The following is an 18,829-nucleotide window of genomic DNA, read 5'->3' on the forward strand; positions in this document are numbered from 1 at the left end:
CCATGGTACCGCAAAAAAGGGGCTTGACAACCCATTCTTTGGGGTGTTCCCTGGGGGCAGGTCAAAAAAGGGCTCGCGGGCCCATTTTTTAGGGAGGCGGACGGGATGTCCACACATGCTGCACCGCCGGTGGTGGCGTCACCGCACACCGGCCCCGCTCCGGCCTCGGCCCCGGCCGTCACCGAGGCGGGTCACCCGCGCCGTTGGAGCATCATGGCCGGTGCTGGGCGCCGTCGCCTTCATGGCACAGCTCGACTTCTTCGTCGTCAACGTCGCCCTCGACGGAATCGGCCGGTCGTTCCCGGGCGCGGGTGTCGCGAGCGTGTCGTGGGTGCTGTCGGCCTACGCGATCGTCTTCGCCGCCGTGCTGGTGCCCGCGGGCCGGCTCGCGGACCACTGGGGGCGCAGGGAGACGCTGCTGCCCGGGGTGGCTCTGTTCACCCTCACCTCCGCCGTCGCGGCCGCCGCGCCGAGTCTCGGCGTGCTGGTCGGCGCCCGAGCCCTCCAGGCCGTCGGCGCGGCGATGATCGTGCCGACCTCGCTCGGCCTGCTCTACCGTTCCTAGAGACTGAGCGGGAGTGAGTCCTGTTGCCAGGATTCGTGCTCAGCCGGACGCCCCGGACGGTGTTGGGCGTTCTGGTCGACCGCGTTCGCTCCGCGTCCGGGCGGCACGGATCGTGTCCGTGGTCCGGGGATGCGGGGGCGGCCCGCGGCCGGAGGCCGCTGTCGGGCACAGCCTCACGCCCCGGGGAGCCTGCTCCGGCCTGGACGGTCCGATGCCCCTGCTCATCGCTCCGGTGAGCAGGGGGCGGTGCCGTCCGTCGTCGGATCGGGTGTCCCAGGACGCGCCTTCCGATCGCCACCGCTGCCGCGTCGTGGCGAGTGGTCTTACGAGTCTTGCCGGTCAGGGGTTTGTGCCAGTGCTGGGCGCCCCACCGGGAGGTGTAGGCGGGGTCGACGGCGATGAGCGGGATACCGAGTTCGGCCGCCATCGACACCAGCCGGGCCCGCAGTCTGGCCACGGGCAGGCCGGAGATCAGCTTGCGGAACCGCTTCCTGCGGCCGTGTTTCTCCCGGGTGGTCTCGGCGGTGAAGTCGAGGTCCTCGACGGCGATGGCAAGACGGTGACGCCGGGCCCAGTGCAGCAGTCGGATCAGCGCGTGCCTGACCTGGGCATCACGGTGGTCGGCGGTGCCGGTGAGGTCGTAGCCGAAGCGGAGCGGTGCGCCGACCGGGTTGCCGTGTTCGTCCAGGCGCCAGGCGGCGAGGTGGTCGGCGTTGGTGTCCACACCGACCATGCCGTTCGCGCGGGCGGCCTCCAGCGGGATCGTCCGGACGGGCCGCCACCTCCCGCAGCCCGCCCACCGCCCGCACCCCCGACCCGGTGTCACCGAAATCCGTCACCCCACCCAACGACCACCACCCGTGAAGGTCACCCATTCGACGCAAGAACTCCCGTTCCCCGCCCGGAGCACGCCCGCCAGCGCCCGGCACACTCACTCATCCGCGCCAGAACGCGTTCAAACGACGCCGATCACCAGCTGTTCACAACCCCGAGACCGAACTCGGCAGGAGCGCGGGGCTGGCCTCCCTGCGCCGGATCGACCGGCGCCTGGCCCGCTCCGGACAGGACGCGCCCGCGCCTGTGCGCGAGGCCCAGATGAACGCCGTCGTCCGGTGGAACAGCGGCATCGACTCGGCCTGGAGCCGACTCGGCGACCTCGCGGTGCCGGTCCTGTTCGCCAACGGCGCCCACGACGTGATGGAGCACGTCCACCAGACGTACGCGATGGCGCGGGCCGTCCCCGACTCCAAGACCGTCATCTACGGGGACGCCGGTCACGCGTTCCTCTTCCAGCACCCGCAGGACTTCGGCGGCGAAGTCCTGCGCTTCACCGAATGACCCGACAGCCGACAGCCGACAGCCCGACAGCCCGACAGGCCGGCGCGTGGCCGGCCGCACGACACCGCCGGTGCCGGGGCCGGTCGGTGGGCTCGTCCGCGGCGGGCCTGCCGGGGCGGCCTCAGCTCACCAGCCCCAGCTCCCGCGCGATCAGCATCCGCTGGACCTCGCTGGTGCCCTCGCCGATCTCCAGGATCTTGGAGTCGCGCCACATCCGGGCCACCGGGTACTCGTTCATGAAGCCGTAGCCGCCGTGCACCTGGGTGGCGTCGCGGGCGTTGTCCACGGCGACGGTGGAGGAGTACAGCTTGGCGACGGCCGCCTCCTTCTTGAAGGGTTCCCCGGCCACCAGACGGGAGGCCGCGTCGCGCCAGGCCAGGCGGGCCGTGTGGGCCTTCATCTCCATGTCGGCGATCTTGAACTGGATGGCCTGGTTGGCGCCGATCGGGCGGCCGAAGGCATGCCGTTCCTTCGCGTACCGCACCGACTCGTCCACGCAGCCCTGGGCCAGGCCGGTGGCCAGGGCCGCGATGGCGATGCGGCCCTCGTCCAGGATGCGGAGGAACTGGGCGTAGCCGCGGCCCTGCGCGCCGAGCAGGTTGGCGGCGGGCACCCGGACGTCGGCGAAGGACAGCTCGCGGGTGTCGGAGGCGTTCCAGCCGACCTTGGAGTAGGGGGCGGCGACCGTGAAGCCGGGGGTGCCGGAGGGGACGATGATGGACGAGATCAGCGGCTTGCCGTCGGGCTTGCGGCCGGTGACCGCGGTGACGGTGACCAGAGCCGTGATGTCCGTCCCCGAGTTGGTGATGAAGCACTTGCTGCCGTTGATCACCCATTCGCCGGTGGCCGGGTCCAGGCGGGCCGTGGTGCGGGTGGCGCCCGCGTCGCTGCCGCCGTCGGGTTCGGTGAGGCCGAAGGCGCCCAGGATCTCGCCGGCGCAGAGGCGGGGCAGCCACTCCCGCTTCTGGTCCTCCGTGCCGAAGAGGTGGATCGGCATCGCGCCCAGCGAGACCCCGGCCTCCAGGGTGATCGCCACCGACGAGTCGACGCGGGCCAGTTCCTCCAGGGCGATGCCGAGGGCCATGTAGTCGCCGCCCATGCCGCCGTACTCCTCGGGGAACGGCAGTCCGAACAGGCCCATGCGGCCCATCTCGCGGACGATCTCGTACGGGAACTCGTGCCGCTCGTAGAAGTCGCCGATCTTCGGCGCCACGACGTCGTGCGCGAACTCCTCCACCGTACGGCGGAGTTCTTCCAGTTCGGGGGAGAGGCGGTGGTCCATGGTCGTCACTCCTGGTGGGAGAGGGCGCGGACGGTACGGGACGGGCTGGGTCGGCCCAGTTGTCCGGCCATCCACACGCTGGTGGCGGTGAGGCGGCCGAGGTCGACTCCGGTCTCGATGCCGAGGCCCTGGAGCATCCAGACCAGGTCCTCGGTGGCGAGGTTGCCGGTGGCGGACCTGGCGTACGGACAGCCGCCGAGCCCGCCGGCGGACGCGTCGACCGTCGTCACGCCGTGTTCCAGGGCCGCGTAGGTGTTGGCGAGCGCCTGGCCGTAGGTGTCGTGGAAGTGCACGCCGATGACGTTCGTCGGCACGCCCTCCTCGTTGAGCAGGGAGAGCAGTTCGAGTACATGGCCCGGGGTGGCCACGCCGATCGTGTCGCCGAGGCTCAGCTCGTCGCAGCCCATGTCGCGCAGCGCCCCGCAGACCCGGGCCACCTGGTGGAGCGGTACCGCGCCCTCCCAGGGGTCGCCGAAGCACATCGAGACATAGCCGCGGACGTGCGCGCCCGCGTCCTTCGCCTGCCGGACCACCGGGTCGAACACCGCCAGCGACTCGTCGACCGTGCGGTTGAGGTTGGCCTTGGCGAAGGACTCGGTGGCGCTGGCGAAGACGGCGATCCGGCGGGCCCCGAGGGCGAGAGCGCGGTCCAGGCCGCGCCGGTTGGGGACGAGCACCGGGAGCTCGACCCCGCGGAGATCCGCGAGTCGCGGGAACAGGTCCTCCGCGTCGGCCAGTTGGGGCACCCACTTCGGGTGTACGAAGCTGGTCGCCTCGATCGTCGTCAGGCCCGCGTCGGCCAGCCGGTGCACGAACTCGGCCTTCACCGACGTCGGTACGGCCGTCTTCTCGTTCTGCAGGCCGTCCCGCGCGCCGACCTCGTGGATCCGGACCCGGGCGGGCAGGTCGGTGGCCGGTACGACCATGGGCAGGCCGGTCTCCGGGGTGGTCATGCCGTCTCCTCCTCGCGCGGGGCGATCACGGCCAGCACCTGGTCCATGGCGACCGTGGTGCCGGGCTGCACGTCGAGTTCGGCGACCGTGCCGGCGTGCGGGGCGGAGATGACGTGCTCCATCTTCATCGCCTCCACCACCAGCAGGCTCTGTCCGGCGGTGACCTCGTCGCCGACGGCGACCTTCACGACGGTCACCGTGCCGGGCATGGGCGCGGTGAGCGAGTCGGCGCCGGCGTGGACGGTACGGCTCAGCGCGGCGGCGACCGGGTCGTGGTCGCGGACGTGCCAGGCGTCGCCGTCACGGCCGATCCAGTCGGCGGCGCGATGGAAGGTGTGGCGGACGCCGTCCAGGGTGACGGACACCCGGTCGGCGCTGACCGTGTGCGTGCCGCGCGGCACGTACTCCACCGGGTCCTGCACCCGCAGGTGGAAGGCGACGGGCCTGGGGGTGCCGCCGAGCCGCCAGCCGCTCGGTACCGAGAACGGGTCGGTCCAGCCCCCGTCCACGACCGGCTCCAGCGCGGCCAGCCGTACGGCCGCGGCCGCCTCGTACACCTCGTCCGGTACGTCGGTGGCGACCAGGTCGTCCACCACCCGCTCCACCAGCCCGGTGTCCAGCTCCCCGGCCACCACCGCCGGATGGGCCAGCAGCCGGCGCAGGAACCCGGCGTTGGTCTGCACGCCCAGGGTGACCGTGTCGGCGAGGGCCGCGCGCAGCTTCCGGAGCGCGGTCGCCCGGTCCGGGCCGTACGCGATCACCTTGGACAGCATCGGGTCGTACCGGCTGCCGACCTCGGTGCCCTCGCCGAGCCCGGAGTCGGTGCGGACGCCGTCCCCGGACGGCTCGTCCAGCAGCAGCACGGTGCCGCCGGTGGGCAGGAAGCCGCGCGCGGGGTCCTCGGCGCAGATCCGCGCCTCGACGGCGTGTCCGGTGAGCGTGATGTCGTCCTGGGAGAAGGGCAGCCGCTCCCCGGCCGCCACCCGCAGCTGCCACTCCACCAGGTCCAGGCCGGTGACCAGCTCGGTGACCGGATGCTCCACCTGGAGGCGGGTGTTCATCTCCATGAAGTGGTACGACGAAGGGTCGGCGCCCGGCACGATGAACTCCACCGTGCCCGCGCCGACGTACCCGCACGAGCGGGCCGCCTGCACGGCGGCCGCGCCCATCGCCGCCCGCGTCTCCTCGTCCAGCAGGACCGAGGGCGCCTCCTCGATCACCTTCTGGTGCCGGCGCTGGAGCGAGCACTCCCGCTCGCCGAGATGGACGACGTGGCCGTGGCCGTCGGCCAGGACCTGGATCTCGATGTGCCGGGGCCGGTCGATCCACCGCTCGACGAGGAGCGTGTCGTCGCCGAAGGAGGCGCGGGCCTCGCGGCGGGCGGCGGCGATCTCCTCGTCCAGCAGCGTCAGGTCGCGCACCAGCCGCATGCCCTTGCCGCCACCACCGGCGGACGGCTTGAGGAGTACGGGGGCGCCCAGTTCGCGTGCCGCGTCGGCCAGTTCCGGGTCACGACCGCCGGGCACCACCGGCACCCCGGCCTGCTGGACGGTCTCCTTGGCGCGGATCTTGTCGCCCATCAGGGCGATCGCGTCGGCCGGCGGTCCGATGAAGACCAGCCCCGCCTCCGCGCAGGCCCGCGCGAAGCCCGCGTTCTCGGCGAGGAAGCCGTAGCCCGGGTGGACGGCCCGAGCGCCGGTCCGCACGGCCGCCGCCAGCAGCCGCTGCACCGACAGATAGCTCTCGCCCGCCGGCGCCGGACCGATCCGGACCGCGGTGTCGGCCTCCCGGACGTGCCGCGCGTCCGCGTCGGCGTCGGAGTACACGGCCACCGAGCGGACGCCCAGCGAGCGCAGCGTCCGGATGACCCGGACGGCGATCTCGCCCCGGTTGGCCACGAGTACGGTGTCGAACACGAGTCCCCTCCTCACATCCGGAAGACGCCGAATTGGGGTTCACCCAGCGGCGCGTTGCCACAGGCCGTCAGGGCCAGTCCCAGGACCTGCCGGGTGTCGAGCGGGTCGATGACCCCGTCGTCCCACAGGCGGGCGGTCGCGTAGTAGGCGCTGCCCTGGCGCTCGTACTGGGCGCGGACGGGTGCCTTGAAGGCCTCCTCCTCGTCGGCCGGCCAGCTCTCGCCGCGCGCCTCCAGCTGGTCCCGCTTGACGGTCGCCAGCACCGACGCGGCCTGCTCGCCTCCCATCACCGAGATCTTGGCGTTGGGCCACATCCACAGGAAGCGGGGCGAGTAGGCCCTGCCGCACATGGAGTAGTTGCCCGCGCCGTACGAACCGCCGACGACGACGGTCAGCTTCGGGACCCGTGTGCAGGCCACCGCCGTGACCATCTTCGCGCCGTGCTTGGCGATGCCGCCGGCCTCGTAGTCCTTGCCGACCATGAAGCCGGAGATGTTCTGGAGGAAGACCAGGGGGATCCCGCGCTGGTCGCACAGCTCGATGAAGTGGGCGCCCTTCTGGGCGGACTCGGAGAAGAGGATGCCGTTGTTGGCGACGACGCCGACCGGGTGGCCGTGGACGCGGGCGAAGCCGGTGACGAGGGTCTGCCCGAACTCGGCCTTGAACTCGGCGAACCGGGAGCCGTCGACGACCCGGGCGATGATCTCGCGGACGTCGTAGGGGGTGCGGGAGTCGACCGGGACGGCGCCGTACAGGCCGTAGGGGTCGGTCTTGGGCTCGGTGACGGGGGTGACCTCCCAGGGGAGGGCGCGCCGGGCCGGCAGGGTGGCGACGATGTTCCGGACGATCCTGAGCGCGTGCGCGTCGTCCTCGGCGAGGTGGTCGGTGACACCGGAGACCCGGGAGTGGACCTCGCCGCCGCCCAGCTCCTCGGCCGTCACCACCTCACCGGTGGCGGCCTTCACCAGCGGGGGCCCGCCGAGGAAGATCGTCCCCTGGTTGCGGACGATGACGGCCTCGTCGCTCATCGCCGGGACGTACGCGCCGCCGGCCGTGCACGAGCCGAGGACCGCCGCGATCTGCGGGATCCCCGCCCCCGACATCCGGGCCTGGTTGTAGAAGATCCGCCCGAAGTGGTCGCGGTCCGGGAAGACCTCGTCCTGCATGGGCAGGAAGGCGCCGCCGGAGTCCACCAGGTAGACGCACGGCAGCCGGTTGTCGAGGGCCACCTCCTGGGCCCGCAGGTGCTTCTTCACGGTCATCGGGTAGTACGTGCCGCCCTTGACGGTGGCGTCGTTGGCGACGATCACGCACTCGCGGCCGCTCACCCGCCCGATCCCGGCGATCACGCCGGCCGCGGGCGCCGCCCCGTCGTACATCCCCTCGGCGGCCAGCGGGGCCAGCTCCAGGAACGGCGAGCCGGGGTCCAGCAGCGTGTCGACCCGGTCCCGCGGCAGCAGCTTGCCGCGCGCGGTGTGCCGGGCCCGTGCCTTCTCGCCGCCGCCCAGCGCGGCCGCGGCGAGCTTGGCGCGCAGCTCCTCCACGAGGACGCGGTGCGCCTCCTCGTTGGCCCGAAAGGCCTCCGACGCGGGGTCCGCCGCGCTCGTCAGCTCCGGTGCCTGGTCCATGCCGCGATCCCCTCACCTTGTTAATGAGCGTTAACGCATTTCCCTCAGGTTAACGACCGCTAACCTCTCTGTCTAGAATTGCCTTCATGGTCACGAGAACCGACGCCCCGACGCGCCGCGAACAGATCCTCAAGGAGGCCGCGCGGCTGTTCGCCGAGCGCGGTTTCCACGGCGTCGGTGTGGACGAGATAGGGGCCGCGGTCGGCATCAGCGGTCCCGGTCTCTACCGGCACTTCGCGGGCAAGGACGCGATGCTCGCGGAGCTGCTGGTGGGGATCAGCGGGCAGTTGCTGACGGGGGCCAGGCGCCGCCTGGCGGAGGCCGACGGGGACACCGCGTCCCCGGCGGTCCTGGACTCCCTCATCGAGGGCCACATCGACTTCGCCCTCGACGACCGTCCACTGATCACCCTGCACGACCGGGAGCTGGACCGCTTGCGCGACAGCGACCGCAAGCTGGTGCGGCAGCTGCAGCGGCAGTACGTCGAGCTCTGGGTGGAGGTCCTGCGCGGCGTCTACCCGGCGCTCCCCGAGCCCGCGGCCCGTTCGGCGGTCCACTCGGTCTTCGGCCTCCTGAACTCGACCCCGCACTTGGGCCGACCGGGTTCCCTCCCGGGCCGCGGCGCGACAGCGGTCCTGCTCCACCGGATGGCGAGGGGCGCCTTCGAGGCGGCGGCGGGGGAGTGAGGGCGGGGGATCCGGCGTGGGCGTGACGAGCGTTACCCCCGTTGTCGCCCCTCCTGCCCTGGACCCGTCGGCTACCCACCGGTACCTTGGAGTCTGAGCAAGCGCTTAGACAGCTGACGTGCCTGGAGGTGGCGGCCGTGCGCCGTACGTTGTTCGACGAGGATCACGAGGCGTTCCGGGAGACCATCCGCGCCTTCATCGAGGCCGAGGTCGTACCCGTGTACGACGAGTGGTTCGCCGCTGGCCAGGCCCCGCGCGAGTTCTACTACAAGCTCGCCGAGCTGGGCGTCTTCGGCATCCGCGTCGACGAGGAGTACGGCGGCGCCGGCATCGACTCCTACAAGTTCGAGGCCGTCCTGTACGAGGAGACCGCCCGTGCGGGCGTCGCCTTCGGCGGCTCCGGCGTGCACGTGCTGCTCGGCCTGCCGTACATAAAGCTGCTGGCCAGCGACGAGCAGAAGAAGCGGTACCTGCCGAAGTTCGTCTCCGGCGAGGAGATGTGGGCGATCGCGATGACCGAGCCGGGCACCGGCTCCGACCTCGCGGGCATGAAGACCACCGCCAAGCTCAGCGAGGACGGCACGCACTACGTCCTCAACGGCGCCAAGACCTTCATCACGGGCGGCGTGCACGCCGACCGCATGATCGTGTGTGCCCGGACCTCCGCGCCGACGAAGGAAGACCGCCGGCACGGCATCTCGCTCTTCGTGGTGGACACGAAGGCCGAGGGCTACTCGGTCGGGCGGAAGCTCGACAAGCTGGGACTGAAGACCTCCGACACCGCGGAGCTGGCGTTCGTCGACGTCAAGGTCCCGGTCGAGGACCTCCTCGGCGAGGAGAACAAGGGCTTCTACTACCTCGGCCACAACCTCGCCTCCGAGCGCTGGGGCATCGCCTTCGGCGCCTACGCGCAGGCCAAGGCCGCCGTCCGGTTCGCCAAGCAGTACGTGCAGGAGCGCGTCGTCTTCGGCCAGCCCGTCGCCGCCTTCCAGAACACCAAGTTCGAGCTGGCCGCCTGCCAGGCCGAGGTGGACGCGGCCGAGGCCGTCGTCGACCGGGCCACGGAGGCCCTGGACGCCGGTGAGCTGACCCCGGCCGAGGCCGCCAGCGCCAAGCTGTTCACCACCGAGGTCGCGCACCGCGTGATCGACCGCTGCCTCCAGCTGCACGGCGGCTACGGCTTCATGAACGAGTACCCGATCGCCCGCCTCTACGCGGACAACCGTGTCAACCGCATCTACGGCGGCACCAGCGAGATCATGAAGACGATCATCGCGAAGGACATGGGCCTGTAGGGCCACCGCAACAACCCGCCAGTAGAAAAGGTGCCATGAACCAGGCACTAAGTGATCTCCTCGATCTCCTCGACCTGGAGCAGATCGAGGAGAACATCTTCCGCGGCCAGTCCCGGTCCGCCGTCGTCCCGCGCGTCTTCGGCGGGCAGGTCGCGGCCCAGGCGCTGGTCGCCGCCGGGCGCACCGTCCCGGCGGACCGGCACGCCCACTCGCTGCACGCGTACTTCCTGCGCCCCGGCGACCCGGGCGCGCCCATCGTCTACACCGTCGAGCGCATCCGCGACGGCCGTTCCTTCACCACCCGGCGCGCGGTCGCCGTCCAGCACGGCCGGCCGATCTTCGCGCTGTCGGCCTCCTTCCAGCTGGCCGAGGAGGGGCTGGAGCACCAGGCCCCGATGCCCGCCGCACCCGACCCGGCGACCCTGCCCACCTCGGCGGAGCGCTTCCGCGACTACGGCCACCTCGACCCGGCCGTGGTGGAGAAGTTCCTGGAGGCCCGCGAGGCCATCGACCTGCGCTACGCCGAGGAGCCCCCGTTCGGCAAGTACGGCGAGCCGCGCGAACCGCACAGCCAGGTCTGGTTCCGGACGAACGGCAAGCTCGACGACGACCCCTTGCTGCACGTCGTCCTCGCGACCTACGTCTCCGACATGACCCTGCTCGACTCCGTCCTGCTCGCGCACGGCCGCGGCGGCTGGGCGGTCGGGGACGTGGTGGGCGCCTCGCTCGACCACGCCATGTGGTTCCACCGGCCGTTCCGCGCCGACGAGTGGCTGCTCTACGACCAGGAGTCGCCGTCCGCGCACGGCGGCCGCGGGCTCGGCCAGGCCCGGATCTACACCCAGGACGGGTCGCTCGCCATTTCCGTGATCCAGGAGGGTGTGGTCCGCGTCCCCCGGTAGAACTGGGGCATGGCCCAAGCCCAGCAAGTCCAGCAGGCGGAACAGACCCGGCCGAGCGGCGGCGAGAGCACGGGCACGGTGATCGTCGCCGCCCTCGCCAACCTCGGGATCGCGCTCGCCAAGGCGGTCGCCGGGGTGATCAGCGGCTCCAGCGCGATGCCGACGAGGCGCACCCGCTGGGCTGTCGAACACTTGCCCAGCGCCCCACCCTTCAGGGTAGAGCTGTAGGGCATCCTCGCCCTGGCGGCCCAGAGGGGGCGCAGATCCATGGCAGGATCGCCTTGTCCGGCAACGTAGTTGTCGGACCTACCGCCGGACGGGCGGGAAGTCAGGCCTGCGGAGGCCGCGTAAGACCGACCTTCACCGGTCGGCAGTGGCCAGTGAAACAGGAACCCAAGGTGGTACCTCGGAGAGGTACGGACCGGAATCTCATGCCCTCGGGCAGGAGAGGGCGTCAACTCCGGTACACCCCCGACACCGGCGTGAAGGCCGTTGCTGGAGGACTCGGCCGCGCTCGTCGGGCTGGTGCTCGCGGCCGGCGGCCTGCTCGGCGGCCAGCTCACCGGCTCCGGCGTCTGGGACGGCCTCGCCTCCCTCCTCATCGGCCTGCTCCTGCTGTACGTCGCCTGGGTGCTCGGCCGGTCGAACGCCGAGCTCCTGATCGGGCGGCCGCTGCCGAGGCCGGTGCGGGAGCGGATCCGCGCCGAGCTGCTGGAGTCCGAGCACATCGTGGCCGTACTGGAGCTGACCACCCTGGTGCAGGGCCCGCACGAGGCGCTGGTCGCGGCCAAGGTGGACTTCCGGGACGTGTCGACGGCGGCCGAGATCGAGTGGGCCTGCGAGCGGGCCGAACAGCGGCTGCGGGCCGCGTTCCCCGCGATCGGCCGGGTGTACCTGGACCCGACTCCCGGGCCGGTGACCTCGTCGGATCACGGTCGGTGACCGTCCGACGTGCCATCCTTCTTATCCAGAATTAAGCTCTATGAGTGAAATGCCGCACAGTGCATGTGCCGCATAGCGGACGTGCCGCGTAGCGGACGTGAGTCCGGCAGAAAGGTATTTCCCATGCGAGTACAGCGCGCGAGGCGCATCGCCGCGATGTCTGCCGCCGGCCTGGTGCTGGCCGGTGGAGCCGCGATCGGCGCCGCGGGCACCGCCTCGGCGGCCCCCGCCTCCACTCATCAGAGCGTCGTCACCGGTGGCGGCTTCGGCTGCAACAATTCCCGGTTCGGCGGGTTCAGCAACGGCTGCCGCTTCAGCAACTTCGGGTTCGTCCCCGTCGTTCCCGTCATCCCTGTCGTGGTCGTCCCCACCGTCGTCGGCGGGTTCGGCGGCTTCAGCGGGTTCGGCGGGTTCGGTGGGATCGGCGGCTTCAACGGGTTCGGATTCTGAGCCGGACCGGATCTCGGCAGACCAGGTACTGAGGGTCTAGGGCCAGGCCACGATGTGCGGCTCCCGTCGACGGGGGCCGCACATCGCTCTGTCAGACCAGTCCCGCCCCGGCCAGCAGGTACGCGGTCAGCGGGTCGTAGTACCGGGGGCTGAGCACATGGTCGTCCAGCGGTACGGCGACCTGGAGGGTGCCCTCCGACTCGGCGAGGAACAGCGCCGGGTCGTTGCAGTCCGCGTATCCGGCCGCGTCCAGGCCCGCCTGCGCCGCGTGACCCGCCCAGCCGTGGTCCGCGACCACCAGGTCGGGCAGCGGCCGCCCCGCCCGCTCCAGGCCGCCCAGGACGGCCTTCATCGGCTCCCCGGAGTGGGTGTGCCAGAGCGTCGCCCCGTGTTCCAGCACGGCCACGTCGGCGAACTGCATGACGTACCCCTCGTCCGTCTGCAGACCGTCCGGGATGACCACGATCTCGCAGCCGGCGGTGCGCAGCGCGGCCGCGGTCGCCCGGTGCACGTCCAGCAGACCGCCCGGGTGACCGGTCGCGAACAGCACCCGCTGCCGTCCCTCGGCCGCCTTGCGCAGCCGCGCCGCCAGCCGGTCCAGGCCGTCCACGGTCAGCTCGGGGTCGATGGTGTCCTGGCCGTACCGGTGCTCGGGGTCGTCGTTCACCCCGACCCGCTCGGCCATCACGGCCAGCACGTCCTGCTCGTCGCTCCAGCGGTCGCCGAGTTCCAGTCCCAGCCACCAGTTGCGCTCGCCGTTGGCCAGCTTGCGGTAGTGCAGCAGGTTGTTCTCGCGGGGGGTGGCGACGTCCCCCGCGATACGGGTCTTCACAAGGTGCTCTACGAGCTCGGCGCGGCTGGGCGTCCCGGGTATCGGCATGGCTCCATTGTGGGGCAGCGGGCTGTGCGATTTCCCTGCGTACCGCCCGCTGGGACGTGCGTCACTCACTCCTGACGGAGCGCGAACCACAGCTCCATCCGCACGTCAGGATCGTCGAGTTCGGCGTGCAGGAGCTCCGCGGCGCGGGCGATGCGCTGCCGCACGGTGTTGCGGTGGACGGACAGGGCGACCGCGGTACGGTCCCAACTGCCGTGCAGGGAGAGCCAGGCGCGCAGGGTCTCGACGAGGGCGGGGCGCTCCGCGAGGGGGCCGAGGAGGGCGCGGGCGTGGGCCTGTGCTTCTTCCCTCGGGACGAGTTCGGCCAGGCCGGGGCGGCTGCCGTGCCTCAGCAGCGCGGTGCGGGTCGCTCGGGCGCGGGCCATGGCGCGTGCCGCCTGTGCGGCTGCGGCCGCCAGGTGTTGTGCGGGGGCGGGGGAGCTGACGCCGAGGGTCCAGCCGGGCTGTGGCTGAGGTGTTCGGTCAGCGGGGACGAGGATGCGTACGTTTTCCACCATGGGGTCGATGAGGGTGGAGCCGAGTGCGGCGCCCAGTGCGGTGGCGGCCAGGAGATCCGGCGGCTGCGGGTGCGTGGGGGCCGGTCGCGCCCCGCGGCGGAGCCGCATGTCGACAGGGTCCCGCGCCCCTGAGGGGGCGGGCCGGTCCCGTTGGTCATTCCTGCGGGCATCCACGACGAACCAGTGGGTCTCCTTGCTCAGCAGTGGCGCCACCTCCTCCGCCGTGCCGCCCAGCAGCAGTCTGACGAGCGCCGAGGTGCGGGCCGCTCCCGAGCCGCTCTGCTGTTCGCCGGTCAGGAGGGTGAGCAGGACCGCGGCGACCGAGGCGATGGTGTGGTCGCCCGGTTCGCGGGCCGGGGTGGCCACCCCGAGGACGAAGCCGGTGCCGAGGGCGTAGGCCGCGAGGCGGGTGCCGGCCGTGACGTGGGTCGCCGAGGCGGGGGTCGCCGAGGCGGGGGTCGCCGAGGCGGGGGTGCCCGGCCCGGACGGCCGTACCACCTCCGTCAGCTCGGTCAGCGAGCCGCGCACCGGTGCCTCCGGCTCCCGTCCCGCCGCCGCGATCTCCGCTCCCTCCGGGCCGTACAGGGCCGTCCAGCCGCCCACCCGCTGGGCCAGTTGCCGCAGCACCGACGGGACCGGGTCGGGGCGGGCCGCGGCGGCCGCGAGGCTCTGCTGGGCCTCGGTGACGCGGCGCAGCTCGGCCAGGCGGGCCTGGGCCAGCAGCTGCCAGACCGCGCGGGCGACGGCGGAGAAGGTGGTCCGCGGCGGCACCTCGACGAGCGGGAGGCCGTGCGCGTCGCAGGCCTCGACCAGGGCGTGCGGGACCGTGTCGTGCACGGGGGCCAGCCCGAAGCCGAGGGCGGCCCCGCCCGCCGCGACGATCCGGGAGACGTAGTCGTCGAAGTAGGTGTCCGAGTCCGCCGCGTCCGGGATGTGCGCCCCGGCCGACAGCAGCAGCTCGCCGCCCAGCAGGTACGGGTACGGGTCGGCCATCTCCGAGGTGTGCGCCGCGTGCACGACGGGCGGCGGGTCCGACGGCCCGGCGATCTGGCGCAGGGCGAGGTCCTCGCGGGCCAGGAGGGCCGCGAGGGGCACGGCGGGCGTGGGAGGCGTGGGGTGAACCGTCGAGTCCGGCATGGTGTGCGTTTCCTTCATCACGTACGGCTCGAATGGATGAAACGTACACTTCGCAGCCGCTTTCCGGTCACCTAGTGTCGATGACCGTCACCCCCCGGCGACTCCGATTCGGACCCGGTTCATTCGAGTGAGGGAGGTTCGGTGTCCGTCGGCCACGCCGTGACCGTCGGTACGCGCCGGCGAACCGGCGCGAGCGGCTCGCGGGCCGGGGCGCTCCCGAACTCGTGTCCGAGCCGGTCCCGGCCCACCAGTAGAGTCATGACAGAAGCAGTGCATAGCGGTACGTACGCGATGAAGCGTAGGAAAGAAGGCAGCAGCCCATGAGCGGCAACGAGACGCCCCGCGGCCCCGTCGACTCCTCCCGCATCCCGCGGTACGCCGGTCCCGCGACCTTCGCCCGGCTGCCCCGCCTCGACGAGGTCGGCCGCGCCGACGTCGCGGTGGTGGGCGTGCCGTTCGACTCCGGCGTCTCCTACCGGCCGGGCGCCCGCTTCGGCGGCAACGCCATCCGCGAGGCGTCCCGGCTGCTGCGCCCCTACAACCCGGCACAGGACGCGTCCCCCTTCGCCCTCGCCCAGGTGGCGGACGGCGGCGACATCGCGGTGAACCCCTTCGACATCAACGAGGCCGTGGAGACGATCGAGGCCGCCGCGGACGACCTCCTCGGCACCGGTGCCCGGCTGATGACCCTGGGCGGCGACCACACCATCGCGCTGCCCCTGCTGCGCTCGGTCGCCAAGCGGCACGGCCCGGTCGCGCTGCTCCACTTCGACGCCCACCTCGACACCTGGGACACCTACTTCGGCGCCGAGTACACGCACGGCACCCCGTTCCGGCGGGCGGTGGAGGAGGGCATCCTGGACACCTCCGCCCTCTCCCACGTCGGCACCCGCGGGCCGCTGTACGGCAAGCAGGACCTGACCGACGACCAGAAGATGGGCTTCGGCATCGTGACCTCGGCGGACATCTACCGCCGGGGCGCGGACGAGGTGGCCGACCAGCTGCGTCAGCGCATCGGCGACCGGCCCCTCTACATCTCGATCGACATCGACTGCCTGGACCCCGCGCACGCCCCGGGCACCGGCACGCCCGAGGCCGGTGGTATGACGTCCAGGGAACTGCTGGAGATCCTGCGCGGTCTCTCCGCATGCCACCTGGTCTCGGCGGACGTCGTCGAGGTGGCCCCCGCGTACGACCACGCCGAGATCACCTCGGTGGCGGCCTCGCACACGGCGTACGAACTGACCACGATCATGACCCGACAGATTGCCGAGGCGCGTTCGAAGTGACCCACGACCACGACCTGGTGCTCCGCCCGACCGAGGCGCAGACGGCCGCAGCCCTGAACCCGCCCGCCGGCCGAAGCGGCGGGGACCTGGTCGTGGAGACCCTGGCCGGGCTCGGCGCGACCACCGTCTTCGGACTGCCCGGCCAGCACGCCCTCGGCATGTTCGACGCCCTGCGCCGCTCCTCGCTGCGCTATGTCGGCCTGCGAGTGGAGAACAACGCGGGCTTCGCGGCGGACGCCTACGGCCGGATCACCGGCGAGGCGGCCCCGCTGCTCCTGTCGACCGGCCCCGGCGCGCTGACCTCGCTGGCCGCGCTGCACGAGGCGGCCGCCGCCTCCGCCCCCGTCCTCGCGATCAGCAGCCAGGTCCCCACCGCGGGCCTGGGCGGCGGCCGCCACGGCTACCTGCACGAACTCCCGGACCAGGCGGCCTCCTTCCGGGGCGTGGTGAAGTCGGTGCACACCGTCCGCACCCAGTCGCAGATCCCGTCCGCGCTCGCGGCGGCCTGGAAGTCGGCCCTGACCGCCCCGCACGGCCCGGTGTGGGTGGAGATCCCGCAGGACGTGCTCCTCGCGGACACCGCGCTGCCCGTGGTGACGGCGGTGGACGCGACCCCGGACGAACTCGCCCCGCGCCCCGAACTGACCGCGGTGGCCGCCGACCTGCTCTCGCGGGCCGCCCGCCCGGCGATCATCGCGGGCGGCGGAGTGGTCCGCGCGGACGCGTCGGGCAAGCTGCGGCGGCTGGCCGAGGAGCTGAACGCCCCGGTCGTCACCACCTTCGGCGGCAAGGGCGCGTTCCCCTGGCACCACCCGCTCTCCCTCCAGTCCTGGCTGGAGGACCGCCACACCACGGACTTCCTGGAGGACGCGGACGTCCTGCTGGTGGTCGGCTCGGGGCTCGGTGAACTCTCCTCGAACTACCACACGTTCAAGCCGCGCGGCCGGGTCGTCCAGATCGAGGCGGACCTCGGCAAACTGGAGGCCAACCACCCGGCCCTCGGCATCCACGCGGACGCCCGCCTCGCGCTCCAGGCGCTCCTGGAGACGGTGACCCCGCGCGCCGACGACACGGCGGCCGACCGGGTACGAGAGCTGCTGGCCCGGGTCTCGGAGCGTATCGCCGGCCAGGAACTCACCCTGGAGCAGGAGGTGCTGGCGGCGGTCCGGCGCGCCCTGCCGGCCGGCTCCCCGTCCTTCTGGGACATGACGATCCTGGCCTACTGGGCCTGGTCGGCGTTCGACGCCCAGGCGCCGAACCTCATGCACTCCGCGCAGGGCGCGGGCGGCCTCGGCTACGGCTTCCCGGCGGCGCTGGGCGCGGCCGCCGCCGACCCCACCCGGCCGGTCCTCGCGGTCTCCGGCGACGGCGGCGCCCTCTACTCCGTCGCGGAACTGGCGACGGCACGGCAGCACGACCTCCCGGTCACCTGGCTGATCGTCGACGACGGCGGCTACGGCATCCTGCGCGAGTACATGACCGGCGCCTTCGGCGAGGCCACGGCGACGGAACTGGCCCGCCCCGACTACGTGGCCCTGGCCGAGTCCTTCGGCGTCCCGGCGGTACGGACGTCCCCGGAGACCCTGGAGACCGACCTCGCCAAGGCCCTCGCCGCACCGGGCCCGTCGGTGGTCGTACTCCCGGCCCTGCTCCGGATGTTCGCGCCGACGCATCTGGGGGACTGAGCGCTCCGCTCAGCAGGCGCCCGGTCCCACCCCGTCGATGCGGCCGCCGAAGTCGCCGCCGTACTGGGAGCGCCAGTCGGCGTTGTAGACGTCGCGCTTCTCGACCGGGGACCAGTTGACGAAGCAGGCGCGGGTGGCGGCGACGAAGGAGCCGACGTGGTCGTGGAGGTTCGGCGGCATGTCGCGGTAGCCGCTGCGGGACGTCCACTCCCAGTAGTCGCCGCCGAAGCCCTCGCCGCTCCAGAAGCACACCGAGCCGTCGGGACAGGAGGGGGCGGCCACGTGTGCGGAGGCGCTCTGCGCGGGGGCCACCAGGGCGGTCAGGGCGAGGGCGGTGGCGAGGGACCAGGTACGAAGCTGCACGGGACTCTCCGGAAAAGGGAGTTGGGGGCACCCCGGCGGAACTTCCGGGGTGCCCCCATGCTGCTGGGCGGTCACCGGGACACGCCCGAGCCCAAGATCGACTTCACCTGTGTGAGGTAAGTAGTACGACCGGGTCCGGCTCGCCTACCAGATCGCGTCGACCCACTCCGGGTGGTCGATGAACGGGTTCCGGTTGTGCTGGTAGGTGTCGTAGATGACCTGGTTGCGGTTCTCCTCGAAGGCGTCCGGCGGGTCCTCGTCGTTCCACTGCTTGAGGATCGAGAGCTTGCCGATGTACGGGGTGGAGCCGTTGTTGACCTTGTCGTCGGGCTCCAGGTTCGCGAACCCGTCGTCGCCCTCGTAGCGGACGGCCATGTAGAGGATCATGCGGGCCACGTCGCCCTTGACCGCGTCGCGCGGCTCGAAGGAGTCCGAGTCGACCTTGCTGCCACCGCTGTTGGTGAAGGTGGAGCCGCCCTCGTCGAAGTCGAGGTTGCCGCGCTTGCCGTTGACGGCCACGTCCTCGGGACGGATGTGGTGCAGGTCCGTGCCGGGGCCGGTGGACGTGGTGAGGTCGCCGTGCGAGATCGCCCACACGTGCTCACGGTTCCAGTCGCCGCTGTCACCGCCGTTGAGGGTCTTGCTGCGCGAGATGCCCGAGTACAGCAGGATCACGTTGCTGCTGTTGTTCGGGTCCTGGTCGGTCTTCTTCAGGGCGTCCCACAGGGCCGAGTACGACAGCTTGGTGACGTTCGCGCTGATGATCGTGTGCAGGGACGACTTGAGGCTCGTCCCCGTCTTGCCGATCGCGTTCTTGTAGTACGTCGAGTCGTACGCGGTCGTGGTCGCGGCGGCCGGAGTCGCCGTCAGCGCCGGGGCGGTCAGGCCCACCAGGACGGCGGCGGTCGTCAGGGCCACCGACTTCCAGCGCCGGATGTGTGTCGCCAGCATAAAGAGTTTCCCATCTACGCGGGTTGATGAGGCGGCAAGAAGGAGGGTGACA

General features: G+C 72.0%; 16 protein-coding genes and 3 pseudogenes. 10 read left to right on the plus strand and 9 right to left on the minus strand.

Annotated elements, in window-relative coordinates; translation table 11 throughout:
- Window positions 1–220: 220 nt before the first annotated feature.
- Window positions 221–565, plus strand: coding sequence for an MFS transporter (locus IEZ11_RS04625; RefSeq protein WP_229712805.1), 345 nt, complete (start codon window positions 221–223; stop codon window positions 563–565).
- On the opposite strand, the pseudogene IEZ11_RS50570 reads toward IEZ11_RS04625, so the two are convergent.
- Window positions 562–1,370: pseudogene (locus IEZ11_RS50570) on the minus strand (IS200/IS605 family accessory protein TnpB-related protein); the annotation flags it as partial. The gene IEZ11_RS04625 and the pseudogene IEZ11_RS50570 sit on opposite strands and share 4 nt — an antisense overlap.
- Before the next feature lie 275 nt (window positions 1,371–1,645).
- On the opposite strand from IEZ11_RS50570, the gene IEZ11_RS04630 reads away from it, so the two are divergent.
- The gene (locus IEZ11_RS04630) at window positions 1,646–1,903 is read left to right on the plus strand and encodes an alpha/beta fold hydrolase (protein ID WP_189261273.1); all 258 of its coding nucleotides are present in this window, start codon (window positions 1,646–1,648) and stop codon (window positions 1,901–1,903) included.
- A 121-nt stretch (window positions 1,904–2,024) separates the two neighbouring features.
- Here the strand turns inward: IEZ11_RS04630 and IEZ11_RS04635 are convergent, their stop codons facing one another.
- The 4 genes from IEZ11_RS04635 to IEZ11_RS04650 are packed head-to-tail and all read right to left on the minus strand — an operon-like array spanning window position 2,025 to window position 7,682.
- Window positions 2,025–3,185, minus strand: a complete 1,161-nt coding sequence (locus IEZ11_RS04635) for an acyl-CoA dehydrogenase family protein (protein WP_189261274.1) — start codon at window positions 3,183–3,185, stop codon at window positions 2,025–2,027.
- A gap of 5 nt (window positions 3,186–3,190) precedes the next feature.
- A complete protein-coding gene (locus IEZ11_RS04640; RefSeq protein ID WP_189261275.1) occupies window positions 3,191–4,138 on the minus strand; it encodes a hydroxymethylglutaryl-CoA lyase in 948 nt (315 codons plus the stop codon).
- Window positions 4,135–6,054 carry an acetyl/propionyl/methylcrotonyl-CoA carboxylase subunit alpha gene (locus IEZ11_RS04645; RefSeq protein ID WP_189261276.1) on the minus strand — a complete coding sequence of 640 codons (1,920 nt, stop codon included), beginning with the start codon at window positions 6,052–6,054 and terminating at the stop codon, window positions 4,135–4,137. The genes IEZ11_RS04640 and IEZ11_RS04645 overlap by 4 nt, the downstream gene beginning before the upstream one ends.
- Before the next feature lie 11 nt (window positions 6,055–6,065).
- Window positions 6,066–7,682 carry a carboxyl transferase domain-containing protein gene (locus IEZ11_RS04650; protein ID WP_189261277.1) on the minus strand — a complete coding sequence of 539 codons (1,617 nt, stop codon included), beginning with the start codon at window positions 7,680–7,682 and terminating at the stop codon, window positions 6,066–6,068.
- A gap of 86 nt (window positions 7,683–7,768) precedes the next feature.
- Between IEZ11_RS04650 and IEZ11_RS04655 the strand changes: the two genes are divergently transcribed.
- The 6 genes and pseudogenes from IEZ11_RS04655 (at window position 7,769) to IEZ11_RS04680 (ending at window position 11,957) form a co-directional block, all read left to right on the plus strand.
- Window positions 7,769–8,368 (plus strand): SACE_7040 family transcriptional regulator, encoded by a 600-nt coding sequence (locus tag IEZ11_RS04655; protein ID WP_189261278.1) that lies wholly within the window; start codon window positions 7,769–7,771, stop codon window positions 8,366–8,368.
- A 137-nt stretch (window positions 8,369–8,505) separates the two neighbouring features.
- Window positions 8,506–9,663, plus strand: coding sequence for an acyl-CoA dehydrogenase family protein (locus IEZ11_RS04660; RefSeq protein WP_189261279.1), 1,158 nt, complete (start codon window positions 8,506–8,508; stop codon window positions 9,661–9,663).
- Window positions 9,664–9,698: 35 nt separating this feature from the next.
- On the plus strand, window positions 9,699–10,565 hold the full coding sequence (locus IEZ11_RS04665; RefSeq protein ID WP_189261280.1) for an acyl-CoA thioesterase: 867 nt from the start codon (window positions 9,699–9,701) through the stop codon (window positions 10,563–10,565).
- A 9-nt stretch (window positions 10,566–10,574) separates the two neighbouring features.
- Window positions 10,575–10,736: pseudogene (locus IEZ11_RS04670) on the plus strand (cation transporter); the annotation flags it as partial.
- 281 nt (window positions 10,737–11,017) lie between these two features.
- A pseudogene (locus tag IEZ11_RS04675) lies at window positions 11,018–11,507 on the plus strand (cation diffusion facilitator family transporter); the annotation flags it as partial.
- Window positions 11,508–11,630: 123 nt separating this feature from the next.
- Complete coding sequence (locus IEZ11_RS04680) at window positions 11,631–11,957, plus strand: hypothetical protein (protein ID WP_189261281.1); 327 nt, start codon at window positions 11,631–11,633, stop codon at window positions 11,955–11,957.
- A 91-nt stretch (window positions 11,958–12,048) separates the two neighbouring features.
- Here the strand turns inward: IEZ11_RS04680 and IEZ11_RS04685 are convergent, their stop codons facing one another.
- Window positions 12,049–12,837: a phosphatase gene (locus IEZ11_RS04685; RefSeq protein ID WP_189261282.1), complete on the minus strand. Its 789-nt coding sequence runs from the start codon at window positions 12,835–12,837 to the stop codon at window positions 12,049–12,051.
- Between the two features lie 65 nt (window positions 12,838–12,902).
- Window positions 12,903–14,489 carry a helix-turn-helix domain-containing protein gene (locus IEZ11_RS04690; protein ID WP_189261283.1) on the minus strand — a complete coding sequence of 529 codons (1,587 nt, stop codon included), beginning with the start codon at window positions 14,487–14,489 and terminating at the stop codon, window positions 12,903–12,905.
- A 320-nt stretch (window positions 14,490–14,809) separates the two neighbouring features.
- Here IEZ11_RS04690 and speB point away from each other — a divergent pair, with 320 nt between their 5' ends.
- Complete coding sequence (gene speB / locus IEZ11_RS04695; protein WP_189261284.1) at window positions 14,810–15,778, plus strand: agmatinase; 969 nt, start codon at window positions 14,810–14,812, stop codon at window positions 15,776–15,778.
- Entirely contained in the window at window positions 15,775–17,463 is a 1,689-nt protein-coding gene (locus IEZ11_RS04700; RefSeq protein WP_189261285.1) for a thiamine pyrophosphate-binding protein, read from the plus strand. Before speB ends, IEZ11_RS04700 begins: the two co-directional genes overlap by 4 nt.
- Window positions 17,464–17,472: 9 nt before the next feature.
- On the opposite strand, the gene IEZ11_RS04705 is transcribed toward IEZ11_RS04700, so the two are convergent.
- Window positions 17,473–17,826, minus strand: coding sequence for a peptidase inhibitor family I36 protein (locus IEZ11_RS04705; RefSeq protein ID WP_189261286.1), 354 nt, complete (start codon window positions 17,824–17,826; stop codon window positions 17,473–17,475).
- Window positions 17,827–17,970: 144 nt separating this feature from the next.
- On the minus strand, window positions 17,971–18,777 hold the full coding sequence (locus IEZ11_RS04710) for an endonuclease I family protein (protein ID WP_189261287.1): 807 nt from the start codon (window positions 18,775–18,777) through the stop codon (window positions 17,971–17,973).
- Window positions 18,778–18,829: the final 52 nt, after the last annotated feature.

The organism is Streptomyces fuscichromogenes (assembly GCF_014645815.1).
Classification (GTDB): domain Bacteria; phylum Actinomycetota; class Actinomycetes; order Streptomycetales; family Streptomycetaceae; genus Streptomyces; species Streptomyces fuscichromogenes.